Origin of the sequence: Nonomuraea thailandensis (assembly GCF_024172165.1) — a bacterium.
Taxonomy (GTDB): domain Bacteria; phylum Actinomycetota; class Actinomycetes; order Streptosporangiales; family Streptosporangiaceae; genus Nonomuraea; species Nonomuraea thailandensis.
The window spans coordinates 830,926-854,441 of sequence record NZ_JAMZEB010000001.1; the positions used below are offsets into that span (position 1 = coordinate 830,926).

General features: G+C 66.9%; 18 protein-coding genes and 5 pseudogenes. 8 read left to right on the forward strand and 15 right to left on the reverse strand.

What is annotated here, in order from left to right; all coding sequences use genetic code 11:
- Window positions 1-305: 305 nt before the first annotated feature.
- Both HD597_RS04005 and HD597_RS04010 read right to left on the reverse strand, forming a co-directional pair.
- Window positions 306-1,292 (reverse strand): D-alanine--D-alanine ligase family protein, encoded by a 987-nt coding sequence (locus tag HD597_RS04005; RefSeq protein WP_253740310.1) that lies wholly within the window; start codon window positions 1,290-1,292, stop codon window positions 306-308.
- Between the two features lie 23 nt (window positions 1,293-1,315).
- The gene (locus HD597_RS04010; RefSeq protein WP_253740311.1) at window positions 1,316-1,696 is read right to left on the reverse strand and encodes a hypothetical protein; all 381 of its coding nucleotides are present in this window, start codon (window positions 1,694-1,696) and stop codon (window positions 1,316-1,318) included.
- 393 nt (window positions 1,697-2,089) lie between these two features.
- Between HD597_RS04010 and HD597_RS04015 the strand changes: the two genes are divergently transcribed.
- Window positions 2,090-2,875 (forward strand): ArsR/SmtB family transcription factor, encoded by a 786-nt coding sequence (locus HD597_RS04015; protein WP_253740312.1) that lies wholly within the window; start codon window positions 2,090-2,092, stop codon window positions 2,873-2,875.
- 211 nt (window positions 2,876-3,086) lie between these two features.
- On the opposite strand, the gene HD597_RS04020 is transcribed toward HD597_RS04015, so the two are convergent.
- The 4 genes from HD597_RS04020 to HD597_RS04035 form a co-directional block, all read right to left on the reverse strand.
- On the reverse strand, window positions 3,087-4,004 hold the full coding sequence (locus HD597_RS04020; protein WP_253740213.1) for an IS3 family transposase: 918 nt from the start codon (window positions 4,002-4,004) through the stop codon (window positions 3,087-3,089).
- A 2-nt stretch (window positions 4,005-4,006) separates the two neighbouring features.
- The gene (locus HD597_RS04025; RefSeq protein ID WP_253740128.1) at window positions 4,007-4,369 is read right to left on the reverse strand and encodes a transposase; all 363 of its coding nucleotides are present in this window, start codon (window positions 4,367-4,369) and stop codon (window positions 4,007-4,009) included.
- Window positions 4,370-4,495: 126 nt separating this feature from the next.
- Window positions 4,496-5,449, reverse strand: a complete 954-nt coding sequence (locus HD597_RS04030) for an AraC family transcriptional regulator (protein ID WP_253740313.1) — start codon at window positions 5,447-5,449, stop codon at window positions 4,496-4,498.
- 312 nt (window positions 5,450-5,761) lie between these two features.
- Window positions 5,762-6,397, reverse strand: coding sequence for a TetR family transcriptional regulator (locus tag HD597_RS04035; RefSeq protein WP_253740314.1), 636 nt, complete (start codon window positions 6,395-6,397; stop codon window positions 5,762-5,764).
- A gap of 56 nt (window positions 6,398-6,453) precedes the next feature.
- On the opposite strand from HD597_RS04035, the gene HD597_RS04040 reads away from it, so the two are divergent.
- The 4 genes from HD597_RS04040 (at window position 6,454) to HD597_RS04055 (ending at window position 14,405) form a co-directional block, all read left to right on the forward strand.
- Entirely contained in the window at window positions 6,454-7,668 is a 1,215-nt protein-coding gene (locus HD597_RS04040; RefSeq protein WP_253740315.1) for an amidohydrolase family protein, read from the forward strand.
- 100 nt (window positions 7,669-7,768) lie between these two features.
- Window positions 7,769-9,217 (forward strand): transposase, encoded by a 1,449-nt coding sequence (locus tag HD597_RS04045; protein WP_253740316.1) that lies wholly within the window; start codon window positions 7,769-7,771, stop codon window positions 9,215-9,217.
- A 338-nt stretch (window positions 9,218-9,555) separates the two neighbouring features.
- Complete coding sequence (locus tag HD597_RS04050; RefSeq protein WP_253740317.1) at window positions 9,556-11,931, forward strand: LuxR C-terminal-related transcriptional regulator; 2,376 nt, start codon at window positions 9,556-9,558, stop codon at window positions 11,929-11,931.
- A 107-nt stretch (window positions 11,932-12,038) separates the two neighbouring features.
- A complete protein-coding gene (locus HD597_RS04055) occupies window positions 12,039-14,405 on the forward strand; it encodes an ATP-binding protein (protein ID WP_253740318.1) in 2,367 nt (788 codons plus the stop codon).
- 437 nt (window positions 14,406-14,842) lie between these two features.
- Here HD597_RS04055 and HD597_RS04060 read toward each other — a convergent pair whose 3' ends face one another.
- The 5 genes and pseudogenes from HD597_RS04060 to HD597_RS04075 all read right to left on the reverse strand — a co-directional run bounded on the left by HD597_RS04060 (window position 14,843) and on the right by HD597_RS04075 (window position 18,137).
- Window positions 14,843-15,559, reverse strand: coding sequence for a hypothetical protein (locus tag HD597_RS04060; protein ID WP_253740319.1), 717 nt, complete (start codon window positions 15,557-15,559; stop codon window positions 14,843-14,845).
- Between the two features lie 97 nt (window positions 15,560-15,656).
- The gene (locus tag HD597_RS04065; protein ID WP_253740320.1) at window positions 15,657-16,016 is read right to left on the reverse strand and encodes a sigma-70 family RNA polymerase sigma factor; all 360 of its coding nucleotides are present in this window, start codon (window positions 16,014-16,016) and stop codon (window positions 15,657-15,659) included.
- 415 nt (window positions 16,017-16,431) lie between these two features.
- Window positions 16,432-16,575 (reverse strand): annotated as a pseudogene (locus HD597_RS67240) (IS256 family transposase); the annotation flags it as partial.
- 611 nt (window positions 16,576-17,186) lie between these two features.
- Window positions 17,187-17,834: a sigma factor-like helix-turn-helix DNA-binding protein gene (locus tag HD597_RS04070; protein ID WP_253740321.1), complete on the reverse strand. Its 648-nt coding sequence runs from the start codon at window positions 17,832-17,834 to the stop codon at window positions 17,187-17,189.
- Window positions 17,835-17,930: 96 nt separating this feature from the next.
- Window positions 17,931-18,137, reverse strand: a complete 207-nt coding sequence (locus HD597_RS04075) for a sigma factor (protein ID WP_253740322.1) — start codon at window positions 18,135-18,137, stop codon at window positions 17,931-17,933.
- Between the two features lie 402 nt (window positions 18,138-18,539).
- Between HD597_RS04075 and HD597_RS04080 the strand changes: the two are divergent.
- Window positions 18,540-18,937: pseudogene (locus tag HD597_RS04080) on the forward strand (IS30 family transposase); the annotation flags it as partial.
- Window positions 18,921-19,145, forward strand: coding sequence for an integrase core domain-containing protein (locus HD597_RS66655; RefSeq protein WP_372513336.1), 225 nt, complete (start codon window positions 18,921-18,923; stop codon window positions 19,143-19,145). The pseudogene HD597_RS04080 and the gene HD597_RS66655, both read left to right, overlap by 17 nt.
- 569 nt (window positions 19,146-19,714) lie before the next feature.
- Here the strand turns inward: HD597_RS66655 and HD597_RS04090 are convergent.
- The 3 genes and pseudogenes from HD597_RS04090 to HD597_RS66665 form a co-directional block, all read right to left on the reverse strand.
- Window positions 19,715-19,829: pseudogene (locus HD597_RS04090) on the reverse strand (IS5/IS1182 family transposase); the annotation flags it as partial.
- Between the two features lie 16 nt (window positions 19,830-19,845).
- Complete coding sequence (locus HD597_RS66660; protein ID WP_372513337.1) at window positions 19,846-20,487, reverse strand: maleylpyruvate isomerase family mycothiol-dependent enzyme; 642 nt, start codon at window positions 20,485-20,487, stop codon at window positions 19,846-19,848.
- 313 nt (window positions 20,488-20,800) lie between these two features.
- Window positions 20,801-20,980, reverse strand: a pseudogene (locus HD597_RS66665) (IS982 family transposase); the annotation flags it as partial.
- A gap of 64 nt (window positions 20,981-21,044) precedes the next feature.
- On the opposite strand from HD597_RS66665, the gene HD597_RS04105 reads away from it, so the two are divergent.
- Window positions 21,045-22,709 carry an IS1182 family transposase gene (locus HD597_RS04105; protein ID WP_253740324.1) on the forward strand — a complete coding sequence of 555 codons (1,665 nt, stop codon included), beginning with the start codon at window positions 21,045-21,047 and terminating at the stop codon, window positions 22,707-22,709.
- 23 nt (window positions 22,710-22,732) lie between these two features.
- On the opposite strand, the pseudogene HD597_RS04110 reads toward HD597_RS04105, so the two are convergent.
- Window positions 22,733-23,445, reverse strand: a pseudogene (locus HD597_RS04110) (IS982 family transposase); the annotation flags it as partial.
- Window positions 23,446-23,516: the final 71 nt, after the last annotated feature.

A 23,516-nucleotide genomic window follows, 5' to 3' on the forward strand; every position in this document is an offset into this window, starting at 1 on the left:
GTGGCACGGCAGCCCGTTCGGTGATGGGAATCTCTGAAGGCATGCGCGCTGTTGACCAGCGATTGCCTCCTTGCTATAAAAGCGCCCGGCGATATCGGGTGAGGTACAGCATCAGGAGTTGATCGTCGCAGCAATCGTAGATGGCCCGCTGACTCGCGGACAGCGCATCTTTTGCCATAGAGCGCTGCTTGACTGCCAGTTGAGTCCGCGGTCTCTGCGGCGGACTCGGACTGACGTGATCGAACGGCGGTCCAGCAGCGGGTCTCCGTTCGCGTGCATGGCGAGGTACTCGAAGCCGGCCACCGTCACGCGCGTACGGCCAGCCGGCAGATTCGTTCGCAGAGGTCCGGGAAGGAGACCCCGGCGGCCTGTGCCGACTGCGGGAAGAAGCTCGTGGCGGTCAGTGCGGGAAGGGTGTTCGCCTCCAGGCACCAGATCCCGCCCTCGTGGTCCATGCGGAAGTCGACCCGGCTGTACGCGCCGAGCCTGAGGGTGGCGTGCACCCTCACCGCCAGCGACTGCAACTTTCCCTGCAGGCCGGCGGAGATGTCCGCGGGGAAGTCGTGCAGGGATTCGCCGGCCCGGCACCTGGCCTCGTAGTCGAAGATCGCCTTGTCGCCGAGCAAGATCTCCCCCACGGCCAGTGGCACACCGTCGAGCACACCGACCACAAACTCCCGTCCCGGCACGAAACGTTCGACGAGCACGTCCGCGTCGTGCGCGCGCGCCAGACGTACGGCGACCGGCAGTTGCTCGTGCTCCCTGACCAGGCTGAGCCCGATGGAGGAGACCTGCGCGTTGGGCTTGACGACCATCGGACCGTCGAACGGCGGAAGATCGGTCACGGTATCCGCCGCCCGCAGCAGCCTCCACGGAGCGGTTTGGATGCCCGCGGCCCGCAAGAGCCGTTTGGTCAGATCCTTGTCCATGGCGATGGTGCTCGCCAGGCGGCCGCTACCGGTGTAGGGCGGCCCAGCGGTGTCGAGGATCGCCTGGATGACGCCGTTCTCGCCCGCTCCCCCATGCAGCGCAAGAAAGATCACATCCGCGTCCAGCAGCTCCTGGACCAGCCTGGGCGACACCCTTCCATGACGCAGAGCCGCCAGGGCGAGCGGCACCGCGGCGACCGGCGTCCGTGGCCCGCTCTCCTGCTCGGCGGGGCCGAGCCGGCCCTCGCCGGTGTCGAAGGCGTCCGCCTGGTGCCCGCGCTCGCGCAGGGCCGTCACCACCTGCACCGCGCTGGCGACCGAGACGCTCCGTTCCGCGCCGCCCCCGCCGAAGAGCACGGCCACACGGAAGCGTTGAGGCGGCGGTTTCATGAGGCCCGGTACGTTTCGAACGCTCGCGCGATCTCACTTATGTCGTCATACAAGTGCATCGCGTCTTCCATGATGAGGAGCTCCGTCTGAACCCGCTTGCCCTCCGCCTCGGCCGCTGCCATATACGCGTCGATGGGAGTGACGAGGTCATCGGGCACCCGGCTCGGATCACCGACCACGACGGCCAGGCCGGAATTCCACAAGAGCAGGGTCGCGACGATGGCCGGCCTGTCGTGCATGGTGCGGGAATCGACGAGAGCGACGCGCGCGTCCGTCGCGATCTCACCTGCACCTCGGATCACGGCCTCCGGCGTGAGCACTGCGGTGATCTCGAAGGTATGGCACGGATCAGGCACTCCACGAGTCAGCATGACCACGGGAGTAGAGGGCAACGTTCTTCACCTGTCATGTCGGAAGCTCTTCAGGAAGAGAAAGGCCGTAGCCCGCTCAGGACATTCGTCGCGTTACCGGCTGATCACGGCAGTCAGCGCCGGGTCCGGAGCGTTCCATCCGATGGTTATCATCCTCCGGATTCTGGACAGACTGAAACTACAATCGGTGGATGCGGGCGGACAAGCCGGATCGCTGTCGATCCCCGCTCGATTCCTGCCACGACACGATTCGCTACACCTCGGCCTCCCAGATTTTCTCACCTGGAACGCCGGCCTCTGCATACTCCCTAAGACAAGGCCAGCGCACACTTTGACATGCAACCAAATGGCTGCTTAAGGTAAAGTGCAGCCTGACGGCTGCATATCTGGGATGGCACGATGAATGAGGTTTTCAAGGCGCTGGCCGATGCCAGCCGTCGGCGGCTGCTCGAGAGCCTCGAGGCCAGCGATGGACAGACACTTCAGGAACTGTGCGCCGGGCTGGACATGGCCAGGCAGTCGGTGAGCAAGCACTTGGCGGTGCTGGAGGCGGCCAACTTGATGAGCACTGTGTGGCGGGGCCGGGAAAAGCTGCACTACCTCAACGCCGCGCCTCTCAGCGAGATCGCCGAACGATGGATCAGCCGCTACAACCAGGCCCGGCTTGATGCCCTGGCCGATCTGAAGAAGGTTCTGGAGGAGAGCCGGAAGGGCAAGCCCTCGTTCGTGTACACGACCTACATCGGCACCACGCCCGAACGGCTGTGGCAGGCCCTGACCGACTCCGCCTTCACCCGGCGCTACTGGGAGACGACGTTCACGACGGACTGGGCGCCGGGGTCCGTGATGACCTGGGACAACCATGGCGTGGTGATCGTCGATCCCGAGCAGGTGGTGCTGGTTTCCGAGCCCTGTCGCCGGCTGTCGTACACCTGGCACAGCTTTACGCCGGAGCTGGCGCAGCGGTTCGGGTGGGGGCAGAAGTTCCTCGGCAGGCTGGCGGGAGAGCGGCGCTCAAAGGTGACCTTCGACATCGAACAGGTCGAGCACAGGGTCAAGCTGACCGTCATCCACGACGACTTCGGCCCTGACAGCATGCTGGCCGAAACGGTCACCGAAGGGTGGCCGGAGGTGATCGCCAGCCTCAAGACTCTACTCGAGACCGGCACCCCTCTGCGGGCCTGAGCCGCGCGCTCGCCGCAAGAAGCCCTGGAGCCGATCGACAGTCTGCCGCAGCCGAGCTTCCGCGACAAATGCCACGACCTCCCGGTCATCAGTGAGGGGCCATGGCGGGACGCCGCCGATCGGCCCATGCGGCGCGGGGCCTGATCGCAGCCGCATGGCACGCTTAAAGCACCCGGCGGCCTGTCAATCCCCTGAAAGCGTGGAGACGGTTCTATGCCACAGCGGTCCTCAGCAGGGCCGATGAGGCTTGTCTCTTCTCGATCATCAGACGTTCGAATGTGATGGGCGGCAGGCCGTCGTTGGCGCTGTGCCGCCGGGTGGTGTTATAGAAGTCGGCGATCCAGGTGGCGATCTTCAGGCGGGCCTCGGCCCGAGTGCGGAACCGGTGGCGGTGCACGTACTCGACCTTGAGCGTGCTGTTGAACGCCTCGGCCGCGGCGTTGTCGAGCGCGCAGCCCACCCGCCCCATCGACTGGACCACGCCCAGGCGCCGGCACAGCTCCTGGTAGCGGGCAGCCGTGTATTCCGACCCGCGATCCGAATGAAAGATCACCCCGTTCACGTCGCCGCCGCGGGTGGCCACCGCCATCTGTAGTGAGGCGCAGGTCAGCGCGGCGTCGTGGTGCCCGGACATGGCGTAGCCGAGCAGCCGGCGGGAGAACAGGTCCTCGACCGTGGCCAGATACAGCTTGCCCTCGCCGGTGTCGATCTGCGTCACATCGCCGCACCACAGCACGTCCGCGGCGACCGCGGTGAACTTCCGCCGCACCAGATCCGGGGCGGCCGGCCGCTTGCCCTGGCGGGTCAGCGAGCGCGGCTTGCGCCGCACACGGGCGACCAGGCCGAGCTCGGCCATCCGCGCCGCGACCGTGTTCTCCGACACCCGCCAGCCCGCCTCATGCAAGTCACGGGCGATGCGCGGCGAGCCGTAGGTGCCGCCGGACGCCTCGAACGAGCGGGTGATCTCCGCATCCAGGTCGGCTCGCCGGCGCTGCCGGGCGGTCGGCGTCTCCTGGCCGATGCGGTTCTTCCACTTGTAGTACCAGGACTGCGAGACGCCCAGCGCCCGGCAGGAGACGGTGTGGTCGACGTCGTGCTCGGTCTTCTGGGAGCTGATGAAGGCCGCCACGCTTATCGGCCCATCGCCTCTTTGACCCACAAGACCACCGAACGCTTGAGCACGTCACGCTCGTCTTCCAGCTGCTCGCGTTCTTTCTCCCAGGCAGCCTTCTCCTGGGCGTGCTGCTTGACCAGCGCGGCCTTCTCCCGCCGCAGCCGGGCCAGCTCCTCCTGCTCCGACTCCTCCAGCGCCTTGCCCCCGTTGCCGTTGTACTGCTCGTCCAGCCGATCCATCTGCACCCAATTGTGCAGCGTGTACGGGCTGATCCCCAGATCCCGCGCCACCTGCGCGACGGGCTTGCCGGTCTCCTTCACGATACGCACCGCGCCCGCCCGGAACTCCGGATCAAAGCGCCGCCGCGTGACTGCTGCCACGACCAAACCTCTCCCGGTTCGGTCTCCACGCTACGAGGGGAAGGCCAGGCCGGAGAGCCCGCGCACGATCAGGCGCCGCCGACCTGGCCAACAGCATCAGCCCCAATAGTGGCCTTGGTGATAGGCCTATGTCATGGCCTTGTTGTCGTGGTTGTCGTGGTTGTCGTGCTGTCTCCGATATCTGCCGGGCGACATCCCGAACTCCCGCTTGAATGCCTTGGCGAAGGCGAACTCCGAGGAGTAACCGCCAGATTCGGCGACGACGCGTAGCGAGACGTCACTGGTAGACAGAAGCCGGCTGGCAAGGGTCATACGCCACCAGGTCAGGTAGGCCAGCGGCGGCTGGCCCACGACCGTGGTGAACCGTCGCGCGAAGGCCGCACGCGACAGACCGGCGCGCGCACCGAGCTCCTCCACGGTCCATGGGCGGGCGGGGTCGCTGTGCAGGGCGTGCAGGGCGGCAGCGATCGCCGAGTCGGCCAGTGCGGCAGACCAGCCGGTGACCGCCTGCTCGCCGTGCTCGTGGAGCCAGGCCCGCAGGATGTAGAGCAGCAGCGAGTCGAGCAGCGCCGGCACCAGCGCGTCAGAGCCGGCCCCTGGCCGTTCCAGTTCGGTGCCCAGCAGTTCTACGGCGGCGCGCAGCGCCGGATGTGTGCCGATTCTGGCCGGCAGATAGACGACATCAGGGAGTCCGCTGAGGAGCGGATGTGCCCGCGTCCGGCTGAGCCGATAGGCGCCGCACAGCATGAGCGTGGCCGGGCCCGCGCCCTGCGGCAACTCCGCTTCCTCGCTCAGCACCCAGTTCCCGTCCTGCTCCTGGATGACGTCGGTCAGCGGCGTCGTGGGATCGTCCGCAATCGCGTGCCCGCGCCCGTGCGCGAGGAACACCACGTCGCCAGGGCCGAGCCGAATCGGCTCCCGCCCGGGCAGTAGGAGCCAGCAGGTGCCCTGCAAAATGACGTGGAAACCGGCCCCGTCGGAGGGCGTGAACCGCATGCCCCATGGCGCGGACATGAGCGTGCGTGAAGAATGCGGGACACCGGTGCGCATGGCGATGATCGCGTCACTGAGCACGTCCATGTCACAATCATAGTCAATCATCCATTGATGTAGACGATCAGACAGATATCAAAGACTTGGCGGCATGGAGAATCTCATCCGCCGATCAGTAGCGTCTGGCTCTACGATCCAGGCCTCGGTGATCAACCGCACCTTCGACCTGGCGGACGTCGCAGAGGCTTGCGTTTAAGGTCGCAGTGGGTTCTCGGCTCGTGAAGATGATCATTTGAGAAACGGATGCTGCGGCGGGATCGGCTGTGGGCTTTGAAGCGTGTGTACGTGAAGCGCCACGGGGCCCGAGCGGCGGATGCCGTTGGCCCGGTTGAGGTCTGTCTATTGGGCGGTATTCCGCGGCTTGGCGAAGCCGTGGAGGATGGCGTCGGCGAGTGACTGGGCTTGTTGTGCGGGTGAGAACAGGGCAGGGCATGCCAGCCAGGTGGCGGCGGTGCCGTTGACCGCGGTGATGATCGCGAGCGCTGCGGTGTTCGGGGTGATGCCCGGGCGGAGTTCGGCCTTGCTCAGTAGCTGCACCATCTGCTGCCGCCAGCCTTCCATGATGGCCTGCTTGTCGTGCAGGCCGCGTTCCAGTTCGGGTGCGCCCTCCGCGCTGCGCATCGACAGTGCGAACACTTCCCGGAACGTCGCATCCTCCTCCAGCGCCGTGAAGAACGCGATGAGGAAGTCGGCGACGCGCCGGAGAGGTGGTTCTGGGCCGTCGAGCTTGTTCCAGACGGGCGTCGCGGCCTCGGCCCACAGCTCGCTGATCGCCGACAGGCAGAGCGCGGCCTTGTCTGTGAAGTGGTGGTAGAGCGCGCCACGGGTGACTCCTGCCCGTGCGGCGATCCCGGCGAGGGTGGCCGCCGCGTAACCAAGCTCGGCGAACTCCGCAAGGGCCGCGACCAGCAGGGCGCGGCGGGTGGCCGCCGCCTCCTCCGCAGTTCTTCGCATGACGGACAGTTTCTCATACATGCGGGCATGTATGCTCCTTAAAGATACGTAGCTGCATGTATGTAAAGGAGCTCGCCATGCTGCTATTCCGCGACGTCAAGGTGTTCGACGGCGAGGAGGTTCTTTCACCCGCGCACGTCACCGTTGTTGAAGGGCTGATCGCCGCAGTTGGGGAGGCAGAGGCGCCCGGAGCGGTCGTCGTCGATGGGCGCGGGGCCACCCTGATACCCGGCCTCATCGACGCGCACGCGCACGTCTTCCCCGGCGATCTGGAACAGGCCTCGGCATTCGGGGTCACGACCGTCCTCGACATGATGGCCGACCCCGTCCAGGCCGCCAAGCTCCGTGCCACGGCCGCAGCCGCTCCCGAGCTGGCGGACCTGCGCACCGCGGGCACCGCCGCCACGATTCCCGGCGGATACGGCTGGTACCTTGTCGAGATGGGCCTCCTGCCGCCCTTCCCCACGCTCACCGCCCCCGAGCAGGCCGACGCCTTCGTGGCCGGACGGCTGGCCGAGGGGTCCGACTACCTGAAGATCCTTCTCGACGACGGCTCGACCGTGGGCGTGCCGACCCCGTCGATGCCCAACGAGACACTCCATGCGCTGGTCTCCGCCGCCCATGACAGCGGCAGGCTGGCGGTCGCCCATGCGCTGACCGCGGAGTCGGCCCGGCTGGCAGTCGCAGCAGGTGTCGACGTGCTCGGCCACTTATTCATCGACCGGCCCGCCCCAGAGCTCGCTTATGAGCTAGCGGCAACGGGAACCGTGGTGATTCCCACGCTCGCCGTACTCGGCGAGCTGTTCGGCAGGCCGCAAGGCCGGCAACTGGCCACAGACCCCCGGGTCACGCCATACCTGGGCGAAGGGGCACGGCGCATGCTCACCATGGAAACCGTGCCGCTCGGCGAAGGAGCACGACACGACTTCGACGTGGCGACCCATATGCTGGCAGAGCTACGCGACGTCGGCGTCACCGTGCTGGCCGGATCCGACGCCTCCAACATGGGAACCGCCCACGGCGCGACCCTGCACCATGAACTGCGCCGGCTCGTGGCCGCGGGCCTGACTCCCCGGGAGGCCCTGACCGCCGCCACCGCCGCCCCCGCCCGCTGCTTCGGCCTCACCGACAGGGGGAAAATCGCGCCCGGACTCCGCGCCGACCTGGTGCTCATCGACGGCGATCCCACGGCCGACATCGACCACACCCTCGACATCCTCGGCGTCTGGCGGGGCGGACAGCGCATAACACGCGAGCACCGGCTCGGTGACGAAGGCCCGCTTACCAACTGAGGGACAGCCGATGGACGCCCGTCAGAAACGAAGATCTATAACAATGGTCGTGGAGTCCAGTACGCCGGTTACGCCGCCGCGGGCGGGAGAGCCATCGACGATGAGCTCGTCGGAGATGGCGAGGCTGCGGGAGTTCCAGGCGGGCTGGCATGACTGCCTGACCAGGCGCGGGAACGCGTTGTTCGAGCTCACCGACGCCGTGTTGTGCGCGCCGACGATCACGTCGCTGCCGTATCTGAGTTTGGAGCCGGTGTTCCGCCGCAGCTGGGGCAGCCTGTACGACGGATTAGCGGCGGGATCGATCGATGCCGGACGGGTGCGTGAGCTGCTGATGCGGTCGGGCCCGGCGGACTGGCCGCTGACCTTCGCCGTAGACGCCAGTACGCACCCGCGTCCGTATGCCGAGACCAGCCCTGGGCGGGAGTGGCATCACCTGTCGGGACCGGGTGGCGTGGAGGGCGGGGTGCCCGGGTGGGCCTGGCAGCACGTCACCCAGCTCAATCTCGATCACAATTCGTGGGTCGCGCCGATGGACGTGACTCGGGTGGCCACCGGTGGTCCGGCGCAGACGCTGGCCGCCGTCTGCCAGATCCGTGCCCTGGCCGACCGGCTGCGGACGGCTGGGCGAGCAGGGCGCAAGCTGTTCGTCCACGATGCCGGATACGACCTGGCCGTGCTGGTCTACGAGCTGCACGGCGAGGCCGATGTGAGCGGCGAGCACGCCCGCTGGTGTGCCGGCCTGCCCGTTGATGTCCATCACGCGTTGTGCGGAGTGCACACTGTGAGCGGCAACGACAATGTCGAGGTGCTGGTGCGCATCCGTAACGACCGGCTGCTGTATCGCGATCCGCCGTCCCGCCCGGCGGGCAACGGCGGACGCCCGGGACGCCCCCGCCGCCACGGCAATCAGTTCTCCTGCGCTCGCCCTGCCACCTGGGGAGAGCCCGACCAGCAACTGTCCGTTCACGATGAGCACTACGGCCAGGTCACCGTCCAGGCGTGGCACGGCCTGCACCCCAAGATCGACAAGAAGGACTACTTCGCCGACCGCGCCGAAGCGCCGATCCTGTCCGGCACAGTTATCCGAGTCCAGGTCGAACGGCTGCCCGGCGGGCGCAAGCCCACTCCGAAGCCGATGTGGCTGTTCTGGTCCGGCCACGGCAACCCCGACCTGGACCGGTGCTGGAGATCATATCTTCGCCAATTCGAGATCGAGCACTATCTGAAGTTCCTCAAGAAGGTGCTCGGCTGGACCAGCATGGCGCTGCGTCACCCCGAGCAAACCGAGCGCTGGAGCTGGACCCTGCTGGCCGCCTACACCCACATCCTGCTCGCCCGCCGCCTCGCTCAAGATCAACGCTACCCCTGGGGCCGCCACCACCACCGCAGGCTCTCTCCAGGCCGAGTTCGCCGCGATTTCCCCCGGCTACTGATCACCCTCGGCCCACCAGCTACCCCGCCGAAACCCTCCAAAGCCGGTCCGGGCCGCCCCAAAGGCCGCACCAGCACTCCTGCTCCCCGGCACCCAGCCCTCAAGAAGGCTTCTTAATCGCCCTAAACCGCAAGAGGAGCACACTACATGAAATCGAGCCCCAGTTCGGCAAGATCGTCGTGACCGTCCGGCACCGAGTCACGGAGCCCTGTGAATGCCACAGCGTCCTGCTGGAGGCGAGGTTGCCCATGGCCCCACAGAGCAACAAACCCCTCCTGCGGTCCATCGCGGACCCGATACAAGGCCGGCGGCGGCGTCCCCCTTCGCCGTCCCCCAGCCGACGGCCCCGGTGCTCTTCCCCTGGTCGTTCCGTTAGGACCCGTTAGCCATACCTATGCCAGACCTCGACCGTTCACCTGTTACGTTCGGGCAGGTCAGGGGCAGATACTCGCCACATGGGTCGATCGGCAACCGAACATCTCCAGGCCAGCCTCCCGGCCTACTCAGGCGAGATCATCGGCCGGAGGCGTGAGATCGCCACGGTACGGCAACTGTTGTCCGGCACCCGATTGCTGACGCTGACAGGCACGGGCGGGGTCGGCAAAACGCGCCTGGCCGCCTATGTGGCAGCCCAGGTGCAGCGGGCCTTTCCCGACGGGGTGTGGCTGGTGGAGTTGGCACCCGTACAGGAGGAGAGCCTGCTCGCGGTGGCCATCGCGGAGGCCCTGGGGACGCAGGACGAGGTGCCGCAGCCGTCGACCGAGAGCATGATCGAGTTTCTTCGAGCCAAGCAGTTGCTGCTGGTCCTGGATAACTGCGAGCACCTGGTGGAGGCGTGCGCCCGGCTGGCCGACACGCTGCTCACCATGGCACCCAAGGTGCAGTTGCTGGCGACCAGCCGCGAATCGCTGGGCGTGCCAGGTGAGACCGTGTTCATCGTGCCGCCACTTTCCTTTCCCGGCGCCGACGATTCGCTCACCGAGAACGGTCTCCTCCGCTACGACGCCCTGGCGCTGCTGGATGAGCGTGCGAAGAACGTCGCTCCCGAGTTCGACATCACCTCTCTGCCTGCCCCGGCGACGCAGTTGTGCCGCCTGCTCGACGGCATCCCGCTGGCGATCGAACTAGCGGCGGCGTGGCTGCGGGTCCTGACGCTCGAGCAGATCATCGACAGGCTCGGTGACCGCATGCATTTCCTGACACAGGGATACCGCACCGCCCTGCCGCGACATCAGACGCTGCGCGCTGCGGTCGAATGGAGCTTCGACCTGTGCTCGCCCCAGGAACAGATCTTGTGGGAACGCCTGTCGGTGTTCTCCGGGTGCTTCGACCTGCCGGCGGCGGAGGAGGTCTGCTCGGCCGAGCCGCTCACCCGCGAGGACGTCTTGCCGCTGCTGGCGGCGCTGGTAGAGAAGTCCATCGTGATCAGCGGGGCCTACGGCTCCCGCTCCCGCTATCGGATCCTGGAGAGCCTGCGGCAATACGGCCATCACCGGCTCACCAAGAACGAGGCGACGTCCGAGCTGCGCCGCCGTCACGCCGAGTACTACCAGAGCCTGGCCGAACGCAACAAGGACGGCTGGTTCGGCCCGGACCAGCTCGAGTGCTACATCACCGTCTCCCTCGAACTGCCGAACCTCCGAACCGCGCTGGACTACTACCTCGGCGACGACCCTCGCGTCGAGGAAGCGATACGCATGTTCACCTCACTGTACGGATACTGGACCTTCTTCGGCGGTCCAGCCGAGGCCCGGCACTGGTTCAACCGGCTGCTCGAGCACAAGCAGATCCCCCCACGGGCACGATTCGACGTGCTGGCAGTGGGCGTGCACTTCGCTCTCATGCAGGGCAGACGCGACATCGCCCAACCGCTGATCGAGGAGTGCCGGTCCCTGGCCGACGACAGCGGCAGCCACGAAGCGACGGCCATGGGAAAGTTCCTCTCAGGACGGCTGGCCTTGATGAAGGGCGAATACCAGGAGGCGGTCAGCCTGCTCGACCCAGCCGTGAAGTGGTACGAGCACCACCTGGGCGAGACCCCTGCCAACAGAGTCCTGCGAGACGCGTTCATGCCGGCGTTCTCCCTGACCCTGGCCGCGATCTTCGCGGGCGATCCCCGCGCTGGACTCTGGACGGCACGCTGCCGCGAAATCGCCGAGGCGGGGGGTGCTCGCGGCGAGATCTCCATGGGGATGTGGACAGCGGGCGTCGAGCGCTGGCGCGCGGGCGACCTCGAGCAGGCCACCTCGCTGTTCCATTCCAGCCTGCGTTTGGAGCGGTCGGCCGGCTACCGCAACAGCCCGGCATGGACCGTGGAGTCGCTCGCCTGGACCGCCGCCGCCCAAGGGCGCGACGTGCGCGCCGCGCACCTCATCGGCGCCGCCCGCATGATGCGGCGCCTGGTGGAGGTGACGCTGGAAGGATTCCATGCCTACCACGACGCCCACCGCGCCTGCGAATCGTCGCTGCGCTCCCGCCTCGGTGAGGAGAACTACCAGAAGGCTGTCGAGGCGGGTGCCACGCTCGACTTCGACGAAGCCATCGCCTTCGCCCTGCAGGAATCGGCCACGCCACGGACCGAGCCCGCACCCGTGCCCGCTTCGGCACCGGCGCTCGCGCCACCATTCTCAACGCTGACCTCGCGAGAACTCGAGGTGGCCGGGCTCATCGCCGAAGGCGTGCGCAACAAGGACATCGCCGCCCGGCTGGTCATCTCTCAACGCACGGCCGAGGGTCATGTCGAGCACATCCTGGAAAAGCTCGGCTTCACCTCCCGCACCCAGATTGCGGCCTGGTACGTCAACCATGTCACGCCGCCCCAGGACGAGTGACGCCCGGCAGGCTCCCTGCTGCAGCGGCCGGCGCGGTCAGCACGGGGCTTTCACGGCCGAGGGCGCGCGCCACAGCGAGGCCGGAAACGCGCGGCCCCAACTTCGAGATGCAGGCGATTGGTCTCACCATGGCACGAACGGCATCGCCGCAGGAGAGCGGGAACCTCCCCGCCGATGTGGCGGCGATCATCGGCCGCGACCGCGAGGTGTCGGAGGCCAAGCAGCTCCTGTCCCGCACGAGGCTGCTGACGCTCACTGGTGTGGCCGGCGTCGGCAAGACGCGGCTGGCGTTGCAGGTCGGCCGCGAGGTGAAACGTTCCTTCCCCGATGGGGTGTGGTCGGTCGCCTTGAGCTCGCTGCACGACGGTAGCCTGCTGGCCGGCATCGTCGTGACTGCACTGGGCCTGCGAGACCGTTCGGCGCGTCGTTCGCAGGAGACGCTGGCGCAATTCCTTCGCGACAAGCAGGCCCTGCTCATTCTCGACAACTGCGAGCACCTGGTCCAAGCAACCGCCACGCTCACGGCGTCGCTTCTGGATCAGGCTCCCGGCTTGCGAATTCTGGCGACGAGCCGGCAGCGCCTTGGCCTCGAAGACGAGGTGATCATGGTCGTGCCGCCGCTCGACGTGCCAGCAGAGGCCGAGCGCGCCAAGGACGGCAACGCGCCCCTCCACGACGCGGTCAAGCTCTTCGCCGAGCGGGCGCGAATGGCCGACTCCGCGTTCCGGATAGACGAGCACAACCAGGACACCATTGCGAAGCTCTGCCGTCGTCTGGAAGGCATCCCACTGGCCCTGGAGCTCGCCGCCGGCTGGGTGCGTGTCCTAGGGACAGAAGAGATCTACGACCGGCTGAGCGATCGCTACCGCTTCCTGACCCGGAGCCTTCGTGCCGCGGAACCGACGCACCGCACCCTGCTGGCCGCCGTGGATTGGAGCTTCGACCTGTGCGATCTCCGAGAGCAGTTCCTGTGGACGCGAGTGTCGGTGTTCCCCGCCCCCTTCGACACCGACGCCGCCCTGGCCGTCGCCAGAAGCGGGCAGCTGACGGACCAGGAGGTCGTGGACGCCCTGGCGGGCCTGACCGACAAGTCCATCCTGACCTGCCACCCCTGCGACGGGCGGTCCCGCTACTCCATGCTGGAGACCATCCGGGAGTACGGGGCCGCCAAGCTTGCGGCGAGCGGGGAGGAGGCGTACGTCCGCCGCCTGCACCGCGACCACTACCAGCAGGTCAGCGATGCCGCGGCCGAGGGCTGGTTCGGCTCTGAGCAGGTGGCCTGGATCCAGAGAATCGGCCAGGAATGGCCCCACATCCGGGCAGCCCTGGAGTTCTGCCTCGCCAGCGACGGCGAGCTGGAGCAGGGCCTGCTGATGGCATCGGAACTCTTCGAATACTGGATCTCCTACGGCGCCCACGCCGAGCTGCGCCACTGGCTCGACCGCGCCCTGCGAAAGGGCGAGGCGTCAGATGCCAGGACCGCGCTCGCGCTGGCGGTGAACGCCAAGGCCGCGCTGCTCCAGGGCGACACGGCGACTTCACAACACCTGATGGACGCGTGCATGGACCGGGCGCGGGCCAGCGGCGACCAACGACTGCGCGGCTTCGTGGAAAGCCTCGCAGGGCTGTCCGACTTCCTCCAAGGCGACCTGCAGCAGGCGGTGACCCGGTTCCGCGACGCCCTCGGCTGGTACGCCGAACTCCACCCGGACCAGATCGACGCTCGAGAACGCAACAACATCTTCCTTACCTCCCTGTGGTTGTCGATGGCGGCGGCCTTCCACCAGGAACCGGACTCGGCCGATCTCGCCCGCTCCTGCCGCGACATGGCCGAGGCCAAAGGAGCCCGAACCCTCCTGGCCTGGGGCCTGTACACCTCAGGACTGGACAGGCTGCTCGCGGCGGGCGACGCCAAGACCGCGAACGCGCTCTTCCTCGACGGCCTGCGCCTGCAGCAGGGTACAGACGACCGCTGGTTCCCCGCCTGGGACATCGAGGCCATGGCATGGGCTTGCGCCGCAGAGCAGCGCACCATGCGCAGGGCGGCTGCCTTGATGGGCATCGCCCATGCCTTCCGCCACTCCATCGGCGTGACGCTGCCCGGCTTCGTCCCCCTGGCACAGGCTCACGACACCTGGAAGGCACACCTGCGCGACAAGCTAGGCGAACAGGCCTTTCAGGACACCTTCGACAGGTATGCCGAACTCGACGTCGACGAGGCCTTCGCCTATGTCCTCAGCTACGAAGAGCCCGCGTCTCTGGAGCAGGACAAGCCCTCCACCGCACCCTCGCCCCTGACTCGCCGGGAGTTGCAGGTCGCCGGCCTCATCGCGGAAGGATGCAGCAACAAGGAGATCGCCTCCAGGCTCGCCGTATCCCAGCGGACCGCGGAAACGCACGTGGACCACATTCTCGGCAAACTCGGCTTCAACTCCCGTGCGCAAATCTCCGCCTGGTACCAGAAAGAGGCCTAGGAGGGTGTCGGGTGAGGTGATCGATGGAGGCTAGGCGGATGGAGCGGCTTGGGACGACCCCGCCCTCCAGGCGCGCGGCGGTGTACACGCAGGGCGATCTGGACCACTCCTATAGGCTGCGTCACGCAATTTCCGTGCCACCATCACCGCACGAGGTTCACCAGAACGTGCGTGCCGCGCCCCGTCTGGTATTGGATCATTCCGTTCTGCGTCTGGATGGTCGAGCGGGACCTGCCGCCGCGGTGCTCCGGGTTTCGGAATAGCAGGCCGGTGCGTCCTGTGGCGAGGTCGTGCACGGCGGTGGCCAGCAGGCCCGACTGCCCGTACTGGCGAAGCAGGACGTATCGGTCCGCCTGAAGATCGCTTATGTAACGTCCATGACCAGGGAGGACGCGAAAACCGGTGCCGTCGCGCCTCCATGCCTCCGAGGCACCACGTCACCCCGCACTCGTCCCACGACCTGCGGCCAGCGGGGCGGTGGCGTTCCTGATCTCGCCGGTGAGCACGTTCTTCAAGCGCTCCATCGGGCGAGCTACGGGAGGACCCGGCAAGCGGGCGTCGCGCGGCGAGCCCGCCCAGGGCCACTCGACCAGATGGAGGCCCCTGGTGCCGCTCATCAGAGTCGGCTTGCCGCCCTTCAGCGGGAGCCGGTAGACGCCCCCCTCCGCCGGAGACCACACCACGGCGTCATCCGCGATGGCCAGGCTGTCAGCACCGACGATCTCATTGTTGCTGCTCATCATGCCGGCGACCGAGGCGAGGCGCCTCGGGACCCCGCCGGTGACGGGAACGACCCAGATCTCCATCTTGCGGTCGCGGACGGCCCACCACGCCAGGTGGCCGTCGCCGGAGACCAAGGAAAGGCCTCTGAGCCTGTCCGGCCGCACGATGCTGGTGAATCTGCGCTTGCCCACTTCGTACGACCAGACACTGTCCGGCCGGTTCCTAGTGATCCCGTATCCCACCACCACCCGGCTGGAGACGAACACCTGAGGGCTGAACGCCCGGCCTCCGGGCGTCGTGCCGGGGATCTCGTGCATCGCATCCGGCCACACCTGCTCGACCGGTGGCGCGAAGGGGCCGGCACTGGGCGTTGGACGAACGGCCGGGACCGGTGGGACGACCGAGCGGGTGAGCACGAAGGTGATCGCCATCACGAGCACGATGGCGGCCGCAACCGCTGAGGGCACCCAATAGCGGGCGGCCCATGGACGCGGGCGCGGCAGAGACAGGGCACGCGGCCGCCCGTCGTCACGCACTGTCCCGGCGCCGGCGCTTGCCTCCCAGCTCGCGTTCGAGTCGGTCCAAGGCCCTGGAGACGGTGGACCGTACGGTGCTCTGCCTGACCCGCGTCGCCCACGCGATATCGGCGTCGGACAGGTCGAGGTAGTAGCGCAGGACGAGCACCTCGCGCTGGCGCCTGGGCAGCCGGCTCAGCGCGGTCAGCATCTCCTGCCGCGACTCCCCCAGCAGCGCGGCCGTCTCCGGGGAGTCGGCCGGCTCGTCCGGACGTCCAGGTGCCGGCGCCTTGATGGCGGCCACGCCACGCCGCCGCAGAACCGAGCGGGAGGCGTTGAGCACGCAGACGCGCACATACGACAGGTTCAGCACATCGGGGCTTTGCCATGCAGTCTGGGGAAGACGTCCTGGACCACGTCCTCGGCGGCCTCCCGGTCGCCGACGAGCAGCACGGCCAGGCGCACCAGGGGCGAGCCAGTGCTCACGGTACAGGTCCGCCAGCGCCGTCCCGGTGTCCGGCGGCGCGGACGCGCGGCGGCTGTCTCACTGTTCATGACCTAAGAACGCGTACCGCCCCCGATCCGCTGCTTCCGCGCTCACGGTCACCTACCGGAGGGCAACGGCCAGGGAAGGGAGCACGCGCGGCGGTGCCTCTCGTCCATGGTCGTGCTGGCCGATCAGTCCGTCCGAGGCCGAACTCGGCGGCTTCCCGCTGGGGTTGATGAGGCCCCCGAGGAGATCGAGCGGCGTGCGTATCCGCCGTGTCAGAGGTCACCGAATCGTGGCAGGTGTGCTGGCCCTCGATGAGGCGTCCAGCGCTGGGCGAGTTCTTGATTTTGCCGGTCCTCTCGTTGGCCGCGGCGCGTTCGCGGGCGTCCTCCATGTTGATGATGGTCAGCCATGGCAGCTTGACCACGGCGTCGTCGCCGGAGAGGCACCTGTGGGCCTTGGCGTGCCGCTCGTCGCAAGGTCTCTATTGATACGCCGACCGACCACGCTGTCCGGTTGCTGGAGCAGCCATCGACCACGCCCACGACTGCGTGACCCCCGTGCGGGAGGACCTGCCGACGCCGACGCCGTGCCCCGGTGGAGATATCGAGGCTGTGGCACCTGAACGACTCCCTTGAACTCCTCTACGAGGGCCTCACCGAAGCGGTCATCGGCTGGGAGCCGGTCGCTCAGGCGGGGACCCGATCCGTTGCCTTCTTCCACCTCTGGACGCGCAGACTGCAAGTCGTGGCCGCGACGAGCGCGGGCCCGGACAGTCCCATCATGATCGGTGACCGCTACCTGCCCCGGGGGACCCTAATCGCCGTGGGGACAGTGAGATCACTAGCCACGCCTGGGACATCGCCTGGTCCTGCAGACGCGACCGGCCCGTTCCGCCGCTAGGCCTCCGGTGTCCTGGAGTTCCTCCCCCTGGTCTTGACCACCCGTACCAGCCACCTGCAGTATGGCCCGCCCTTACCTGCACCCGATGGGAGCCGCCCCAGGCGACCGACTCATCTCGCGATCGGGACGACGCATCTCGTCGTGACCTCACTACAGAGCACTCGGTACGGCGAACCAAGGAAGCAGGTCCTCCTTACCGAACACGGTGATCCGGCTGATGCCGCTCGAGGTGACCGCGAGAACGGCGAGGCCGAATGCCTCGTAGGCGCCATCGTCATTACGCAGGTAGGCGGCGGCGGGCTGCCCATTGGCCTGGACGGGAATCATCCGCCAGGTTCCTGGAGAGCCCAGTACCCAGGCGAGATGACGCAGACAGGTATCCATCCCGGAGAACCAGGTGGAGTACCCGACCATCTCCAGCGCGGCGTCTTGGCGCAAGGCCCGCTCCAGAGCCGCCAGATCCGCCTTCTCGAAGGCGTTCATGTACTGCTCCAGCAGGTCCTGAATATCGTGCTCGGCGAGTTCCTCGTGTGCGGTGTCGACTTTGGCCAGGGCAGCGCGAGCGCGCTGCAACGAGCTCTTGACCGCGGCCACGGAGGTCTCCAGCATGGTCGCCACGTTCGCGGCCGGAAATTCCAGCACCTCGCGCAGCAGGTAGACCGCCCGCTGCTGCGGCGTCAGCTTCTGGAGGCTGGCAATGAGCGCGAGGCGCAACTGTTCCCGCGAGGTGACAATGGAGGCGGGATCACCCAGGCCGGGCGTGACCATCATGTCGGGGATTGGCTGCAACCAGAGCACGTCTCCGCACGCCGCTTCGAGCGAGGCATCGGGGTCGCCACTCGGCGGCCCCGAGGCCGGAGGGCAGAGGACGCCGGCTGCGCTGATTCCGCTCGTTCAGACAGGCGTTGGTGGCGATCGTGTAGAGCCAGGTGCGCAGGACGAGCGGCCTTCGAACTTCTCAAAGCCGCGCCAGGCGCGAAGGTAGGTCTCCTGCACCAGGTCTTCAGCCTCGTGCACCGACCCCAACATGCGGTAGCAGTGCGCCAGCAGCTCGCGACGGTATGGCTCCGCGAGCGCGGCGAACTCCTCGATCGTGCTCACCGTGGTTCTCTCCCGCCCATTGTGTCGACTCTCACTGAGCCGCACCAATGAGGATCATCCAGGGCGGCCAAAGGAATCGTCGCCGAGCGGTCAAGTCTGCGGTACCGGTTCGGCTTTGGAGGAGCGCGTCCCTGTGGGAGTTCACCCTCAACGGCACTGACCATGCCAGTCACCGCGACGGGGCAGCATGATCGGCCGCTACACAACCGCAACACCGACAAACCTCCGTATGAGGAAGATCCTCAACAGGACGAACGTAACCTGATGCGGCACAAGAGCTTGTACGGAGTTCGGATCATCAGATCGGATCGTAGGCTGCGGACCACAAGATGGCACCCCGGAGATGAAGACCGGCCGGCAACCGCGAGAGCCACACCTCGTGCGGCAGGCCGCCTGGCCAGCCCGGCGCTGGCCGGCCGTGGCGCCGAAGCCGTGCGAGACGCGATCACCAAAGAGATCACCGGGTTGCCCGAGCAACTGCGCCGCTCGCTGACCTGGGATAGGGGAACGGAACTGGCCCAACATGCGCAACTGCGCATCGAGACCGGCGTGCAGGTCTCTTTCGCCGATCCGCATAGCCCCTGGCAGCGTGGCACCAACGAGAACACATCAACGGCCTGTTGCGGCCGTACTTTCCCAAGGGCACCGACCTGTCCTGCTGGGATGCCGAGGAGTTGGCTGCTGTCGCGTTCGCACTCAACACCAGGCCCCGAAAGACCCTCGGATGAAGAACACCGGCTGAGGCTTTCAGCGAGCACCTATACTCGCTGTCGAGCAGCAGTGTTGCGACGACCGGTTGAACCTAAGAACTACACCTCGGACGACTTCGGCCGCTTCCTGACCGGCCTGCACATCCGCCGATCGGTCGGCCGCACCGGCGTCTGCTGGGACAACGCCATGGCCGAATCATTCTTCTCCGCGATCAAGAACGAATGGCTGCACCGCTTCGTCTTCACCACCCGCGCCAAAGCCAAACGGCAGGTCATCCGCTACCCGCGTTCCGCGTAATTCGGGACCTCTGGAGCGACGGCATGCCTGCTGGCCTGTGGCTTCACCTTCTCGGCGGCCACAGGCCGTTTCTCTAGGCTCTGGCATTTCCGCAGGTGGAGAGGCCATACGGCGCTCTCTTCGGAATCTGACCCATGTCCTGGCCCGGACCGCCGCAGCATCGACGATAGGGCGTCGATGCCACACGCCACTCGGAGGTCGGCAACTTGCCCCTGCTTGCAGGGATTTGCCACCGCTGTTCTTCGGCCCATTGTCGGCCCCTCGGCCCGATCGACCGCGTTGCTGACCTGGACTGTTGTGGACTCCTAGAGAAACGAACGATTCGGGCAGTCGATGGAAAACCTGCAGCTCATCCTATGTTTCGTGCCTCCAGGCAAGGTGAATTATGCGGAACGCAGGCGCTACATCGAGGGCTTCTACAACCCTCGGCGCCTGCACTCGACGCTCGGCTACCGAACACCTCTGGAGGTACTCAACAAGTCCCTTTCAACCCAAACAGCCGCGTAGGCTACGCCCATAAAACGGCTGTCCGGAATCTCCGTGGCCTCTCAAACAGCTTCTGACCTCCAGCCGAGTCTGCACGGATGCCGCCGTCACCAGCACCGCCAGCAACAGACCCAGCGTGACCGTGGCGATGTGCCGCTTTCGGCCCTCGATCTTCTTGCCGGCTCGATCAGCACCCGCCGGGCATCAGACAAGATCAGATGCCCTCTAAGCCACCAGCCGGCCAGTGCCGACCAGGTCCTTGGTCAGTTGGCCGATCGAAAGTCGCCGATCTTCGCCCGAGGAACGCCAGGAGTTGGTCACCGGGGGCGGCCAGGGGCGACACCTGGACCGGAGGCCCGAAGTCGCCGTTCCTGGACTCCGCCGTAAGCAGGTCCGGGGCGAGTTCCATGATTCCTGAGGCGAGCCCTGCTGGGATCGGCTCCAGTACATCGCAGGAGAATGCGACGTCCCACCCATGGACGGCGACCTCTACGACACCGACGGCGACCAGGATGTCGCGCGGAAGTACACGATCGGCGACAGCTACGCCGTACTCATCCCCGCTCGGCGGGGTTGCGGCGGCGAGAAATCGCCGGGCCCGATCATTGAAGGTCCTCACAAGGGCATCCACCGAAAAATCATCGGGTTCCGCCATCGGGCCGCCGGCGACGAAACCCCATGCGACTCCTTCGTACAGAATGGCGAGGGAGTCATTGACATGGCAAAGAAGCTCGGCGAGATTCCATTCCGTGCAGGGCGTCCTGCGTGGCAGTGAAGCTTGTGTGACATGGGAGACGCAATGGACCGCGTATTCGATCGCTGACGGCAGAAGCCCTGAGGCTTTGGCGTTGACCATCTCATCCCTTCTTGCCGCGGCACGCAGAACCCAGGGCCAGACGGCCGGTAGCGTGAGCGGACATGACCGAACGGCGCCAACCACGGCCGTGAGCACGTTGACGGGTTCCCGCACTCAGTACGCGCTGCGCCGGACATACGTCAGTGAAGACTCCTGCCGGGCAGAAAGAGAATCGGATGATGCGAAACCGTGTCTATCTCCGGCGACCACCAGCTCCCCGGCGAGAGCACCTGGACCTGTGCTATTTCGATCGCTGCAGTAGATGCCGGAGAGCTCTACGTACTACCTCTAGACGAGTAAGTCCTAGTTCGGGTTAGTGGTCGTAGGCGATCAGTGATCGGGTGATGGGCTGGCCGGTGTGGCGGTTGTGCCAGATGGCGGCGGTCAGGGCCAGGATGCGCTGGGCGATCCGGGCGCCCACGCCGGTGACTGTACGGCCGCCGTGCAGTTCCAGGTCGAGCTGGCCTTTGAGGACTCTGTTGGCCGATTCCAGTTGATGATCCCCGGTCCCCGGAGGAAGCTGGACCTGGGCCGCGGGGAAGATGGAGAGCTTCGCCATGTCTCTGCACCCTCGGCCCGCACGTCAGATTCCTGAGCAGACTGCCCGTATCGCGTGGGCGGCGTTCCCCAAGAGCTGCCTGGCCATGCGGATCCGCGATGAGCTGGGTCCGCTGTTTCGTGACGAGCAGTTCGCCTGCGCGTTCCCGCGGCGTGGTGGGCCGGCGCTGTCGCCGGGGCAATTGGCGATGGTCTCGGTGCTGCAGTTCGCTGAGGGGCTGACCGATCGTCAGGCGGCCGATGCCGTGCGGGGGCGGATCGATGTCAAGTACTGCCTAGGTCTGGAGCTGGACGATCCGGGGTTCGACTTCTCGGTGCTCAGCGAGTTCCGGGACCGGCTGATCGCTCATGGCCTGGAGGAACGCATCCTGGACACGCTGCTGGAGCGTCTGTCCGGGATGGGCCTGCTGCGGGCCGGCGGGCGGCAGCGCACCGATTCGACCCACGTGCTGGCGGCCGTGCGCCGCTTGAACCGGATGGAGTTCGTCGGGGAAACCATGCGTGCGGCGCTGGAGGCTCTGGCGGTGGCGGCCCCGGGCTGGCTGGCCAGCATGATGGTGCCGGACTGGAGCGAGCGGTACCAGGCCCGCTGTGAGGGCTATCGGTTCCCGAAGAGCGATGATGCCCGCACCGCGTGGGCCCGGCAGGTTGGCATGGACGGTTTCACGCTGCTGGAGGCCGTCCATGCGCGCTCCGCCCCGCCTTGGCTGCGGGAGCTGCCAGCGGTGCAGGTGCTGCGCAAGGTGTGGATCCAGCAGTATCACCGCGATGACAAGGGGGTGCGCTGGCGGGAAGGCAAGGACCTCCCGCCGGGCGCGATGCGCCTGGTGACGCCGTATGACGTGCAGGCCCGCTACAGCATCAAACGCGGTATGGGCTGGACCGGCTACAAGGTCCATTTCTCCGAAACATGTGAGCCCGACGCACCCCACGTGATCACCAACGTCGCCACCACCGCGGCAACCGTGACCGACACCGAGATGACCGCACCCATTCACCAGGCTCTGCGAGGGCGCAGCCTGCTGCCCGATGAGCACCTGGTGGACTATGGCTACACCTCGGCAACGCTACTGGTCCAGGCTCGGGCCGAGTACGGGCTGGACCTGGTGGGGCCGGTCCGTATCGACGTCTCCCGGCAGCGCCGGCAGGCGCCAGCGCTTGCGCAGGATGCCTTCACTATCGACTGGGACGCCCGCCGGGTCACCTGCCCGCAAGGCCATACCAGTGCGGTGTGGTCCGCCCAGCAGCACACCGTCCGGGGCGTGCCCATCGTCCAGGTCTTCTTCCGCCGCACCGACTGCGATCCGTGTCCACTGCGCGCGGCGTGCACCCGCACCACCAGTCCGCGCTGGGGGCGAGGGCTCCAACTCCTGGCCCGGCCTCTGCAAGAAGCGCAGGATGCACGGCGACGAGAACAGCACACCGAGGAGTTCAAAGTCCGCTACGGGGTCAGGGCGGGCGTGGAAGGAACCATCTTCCAGGCCGTGCATAGATCCGAAATCCGCACCAGCCGCTACATCGGCCTATCCAAGACTCACCTCGGGCACCTGTTCACCGCCACCGCCCTCAACCTCGTTCGCCTCAATGCCTGGTGGGCGGGCCAACCCCTTGGTGCCACCCGCACCAGCCACTTCGCCAAACTCGTCCTCGCACGGGCGGCTTGACCACTGAATCGGCCAACAGAGTCCTTGAGGGTGTCGTTGACGGACTCGATGAGCTGGCGGATCGGTTTGAGCAGGTGCTCGCCGGGGCGGGGTGTGCGGTTGCGGTAGGACGGGCGTAGCAGTCGTACGCCGCGTTCGGCGAGGAAGGTGTCCAGTTCATCAGCAGGCCGGACCGGTCGAGGAGCAAGGCCGGGTCGTGCTCGCAGATGGCCATCAGCACCTGCCGTTCGTCGATCTTGGGGATGGCCAGGGCCCAGGTGATCGGTAGGCCGGCGGGAGTGCAGATCAGGTGCAGGCGCAGCCCCCAGAACCAGCGCGAGTGGGAGCGGCAGTAGCCGTAGCCGGCCCAGCCGGCCAGGTCCGAGCGCTGGGTGGTGGGGCGGGAACGGCCGCACTCGAGCGGGGTGGAGTCCACCACCCACAGCGGGTCCAGCCACAGGTCGGTGTCTTGTGCCAGGGTCCGGATCGCGCGTTTGAACAGCGGCAGAGCCTTGTGCAGGCGCTTGTTGTAGCCGGACTGGCCGGGCAGGTAGGGGAAGGCGCCGGGCAGGTGCTCGGGGACGTAGCGCAGCCAGCGGGCCTCGGAGCGGATGTCGAGCAGTACCTGGGCGACGGCCAGGGTGAGCAGTTCGGCATCGGTCGGTTTCGGCCTGCGGCCCGGCCTGGGCCGGTGGCCGAGCCAGTCGTCGATTCTGACGTACAGTGCGGTGAGAAGGGTGTTGAGGTCTGTCTTCACAAACCGATCGTCAACACCCTTCGTCATGCACGCACTCCGTGCTGCGGCGACTTAGGACTTACTCGTCTAGG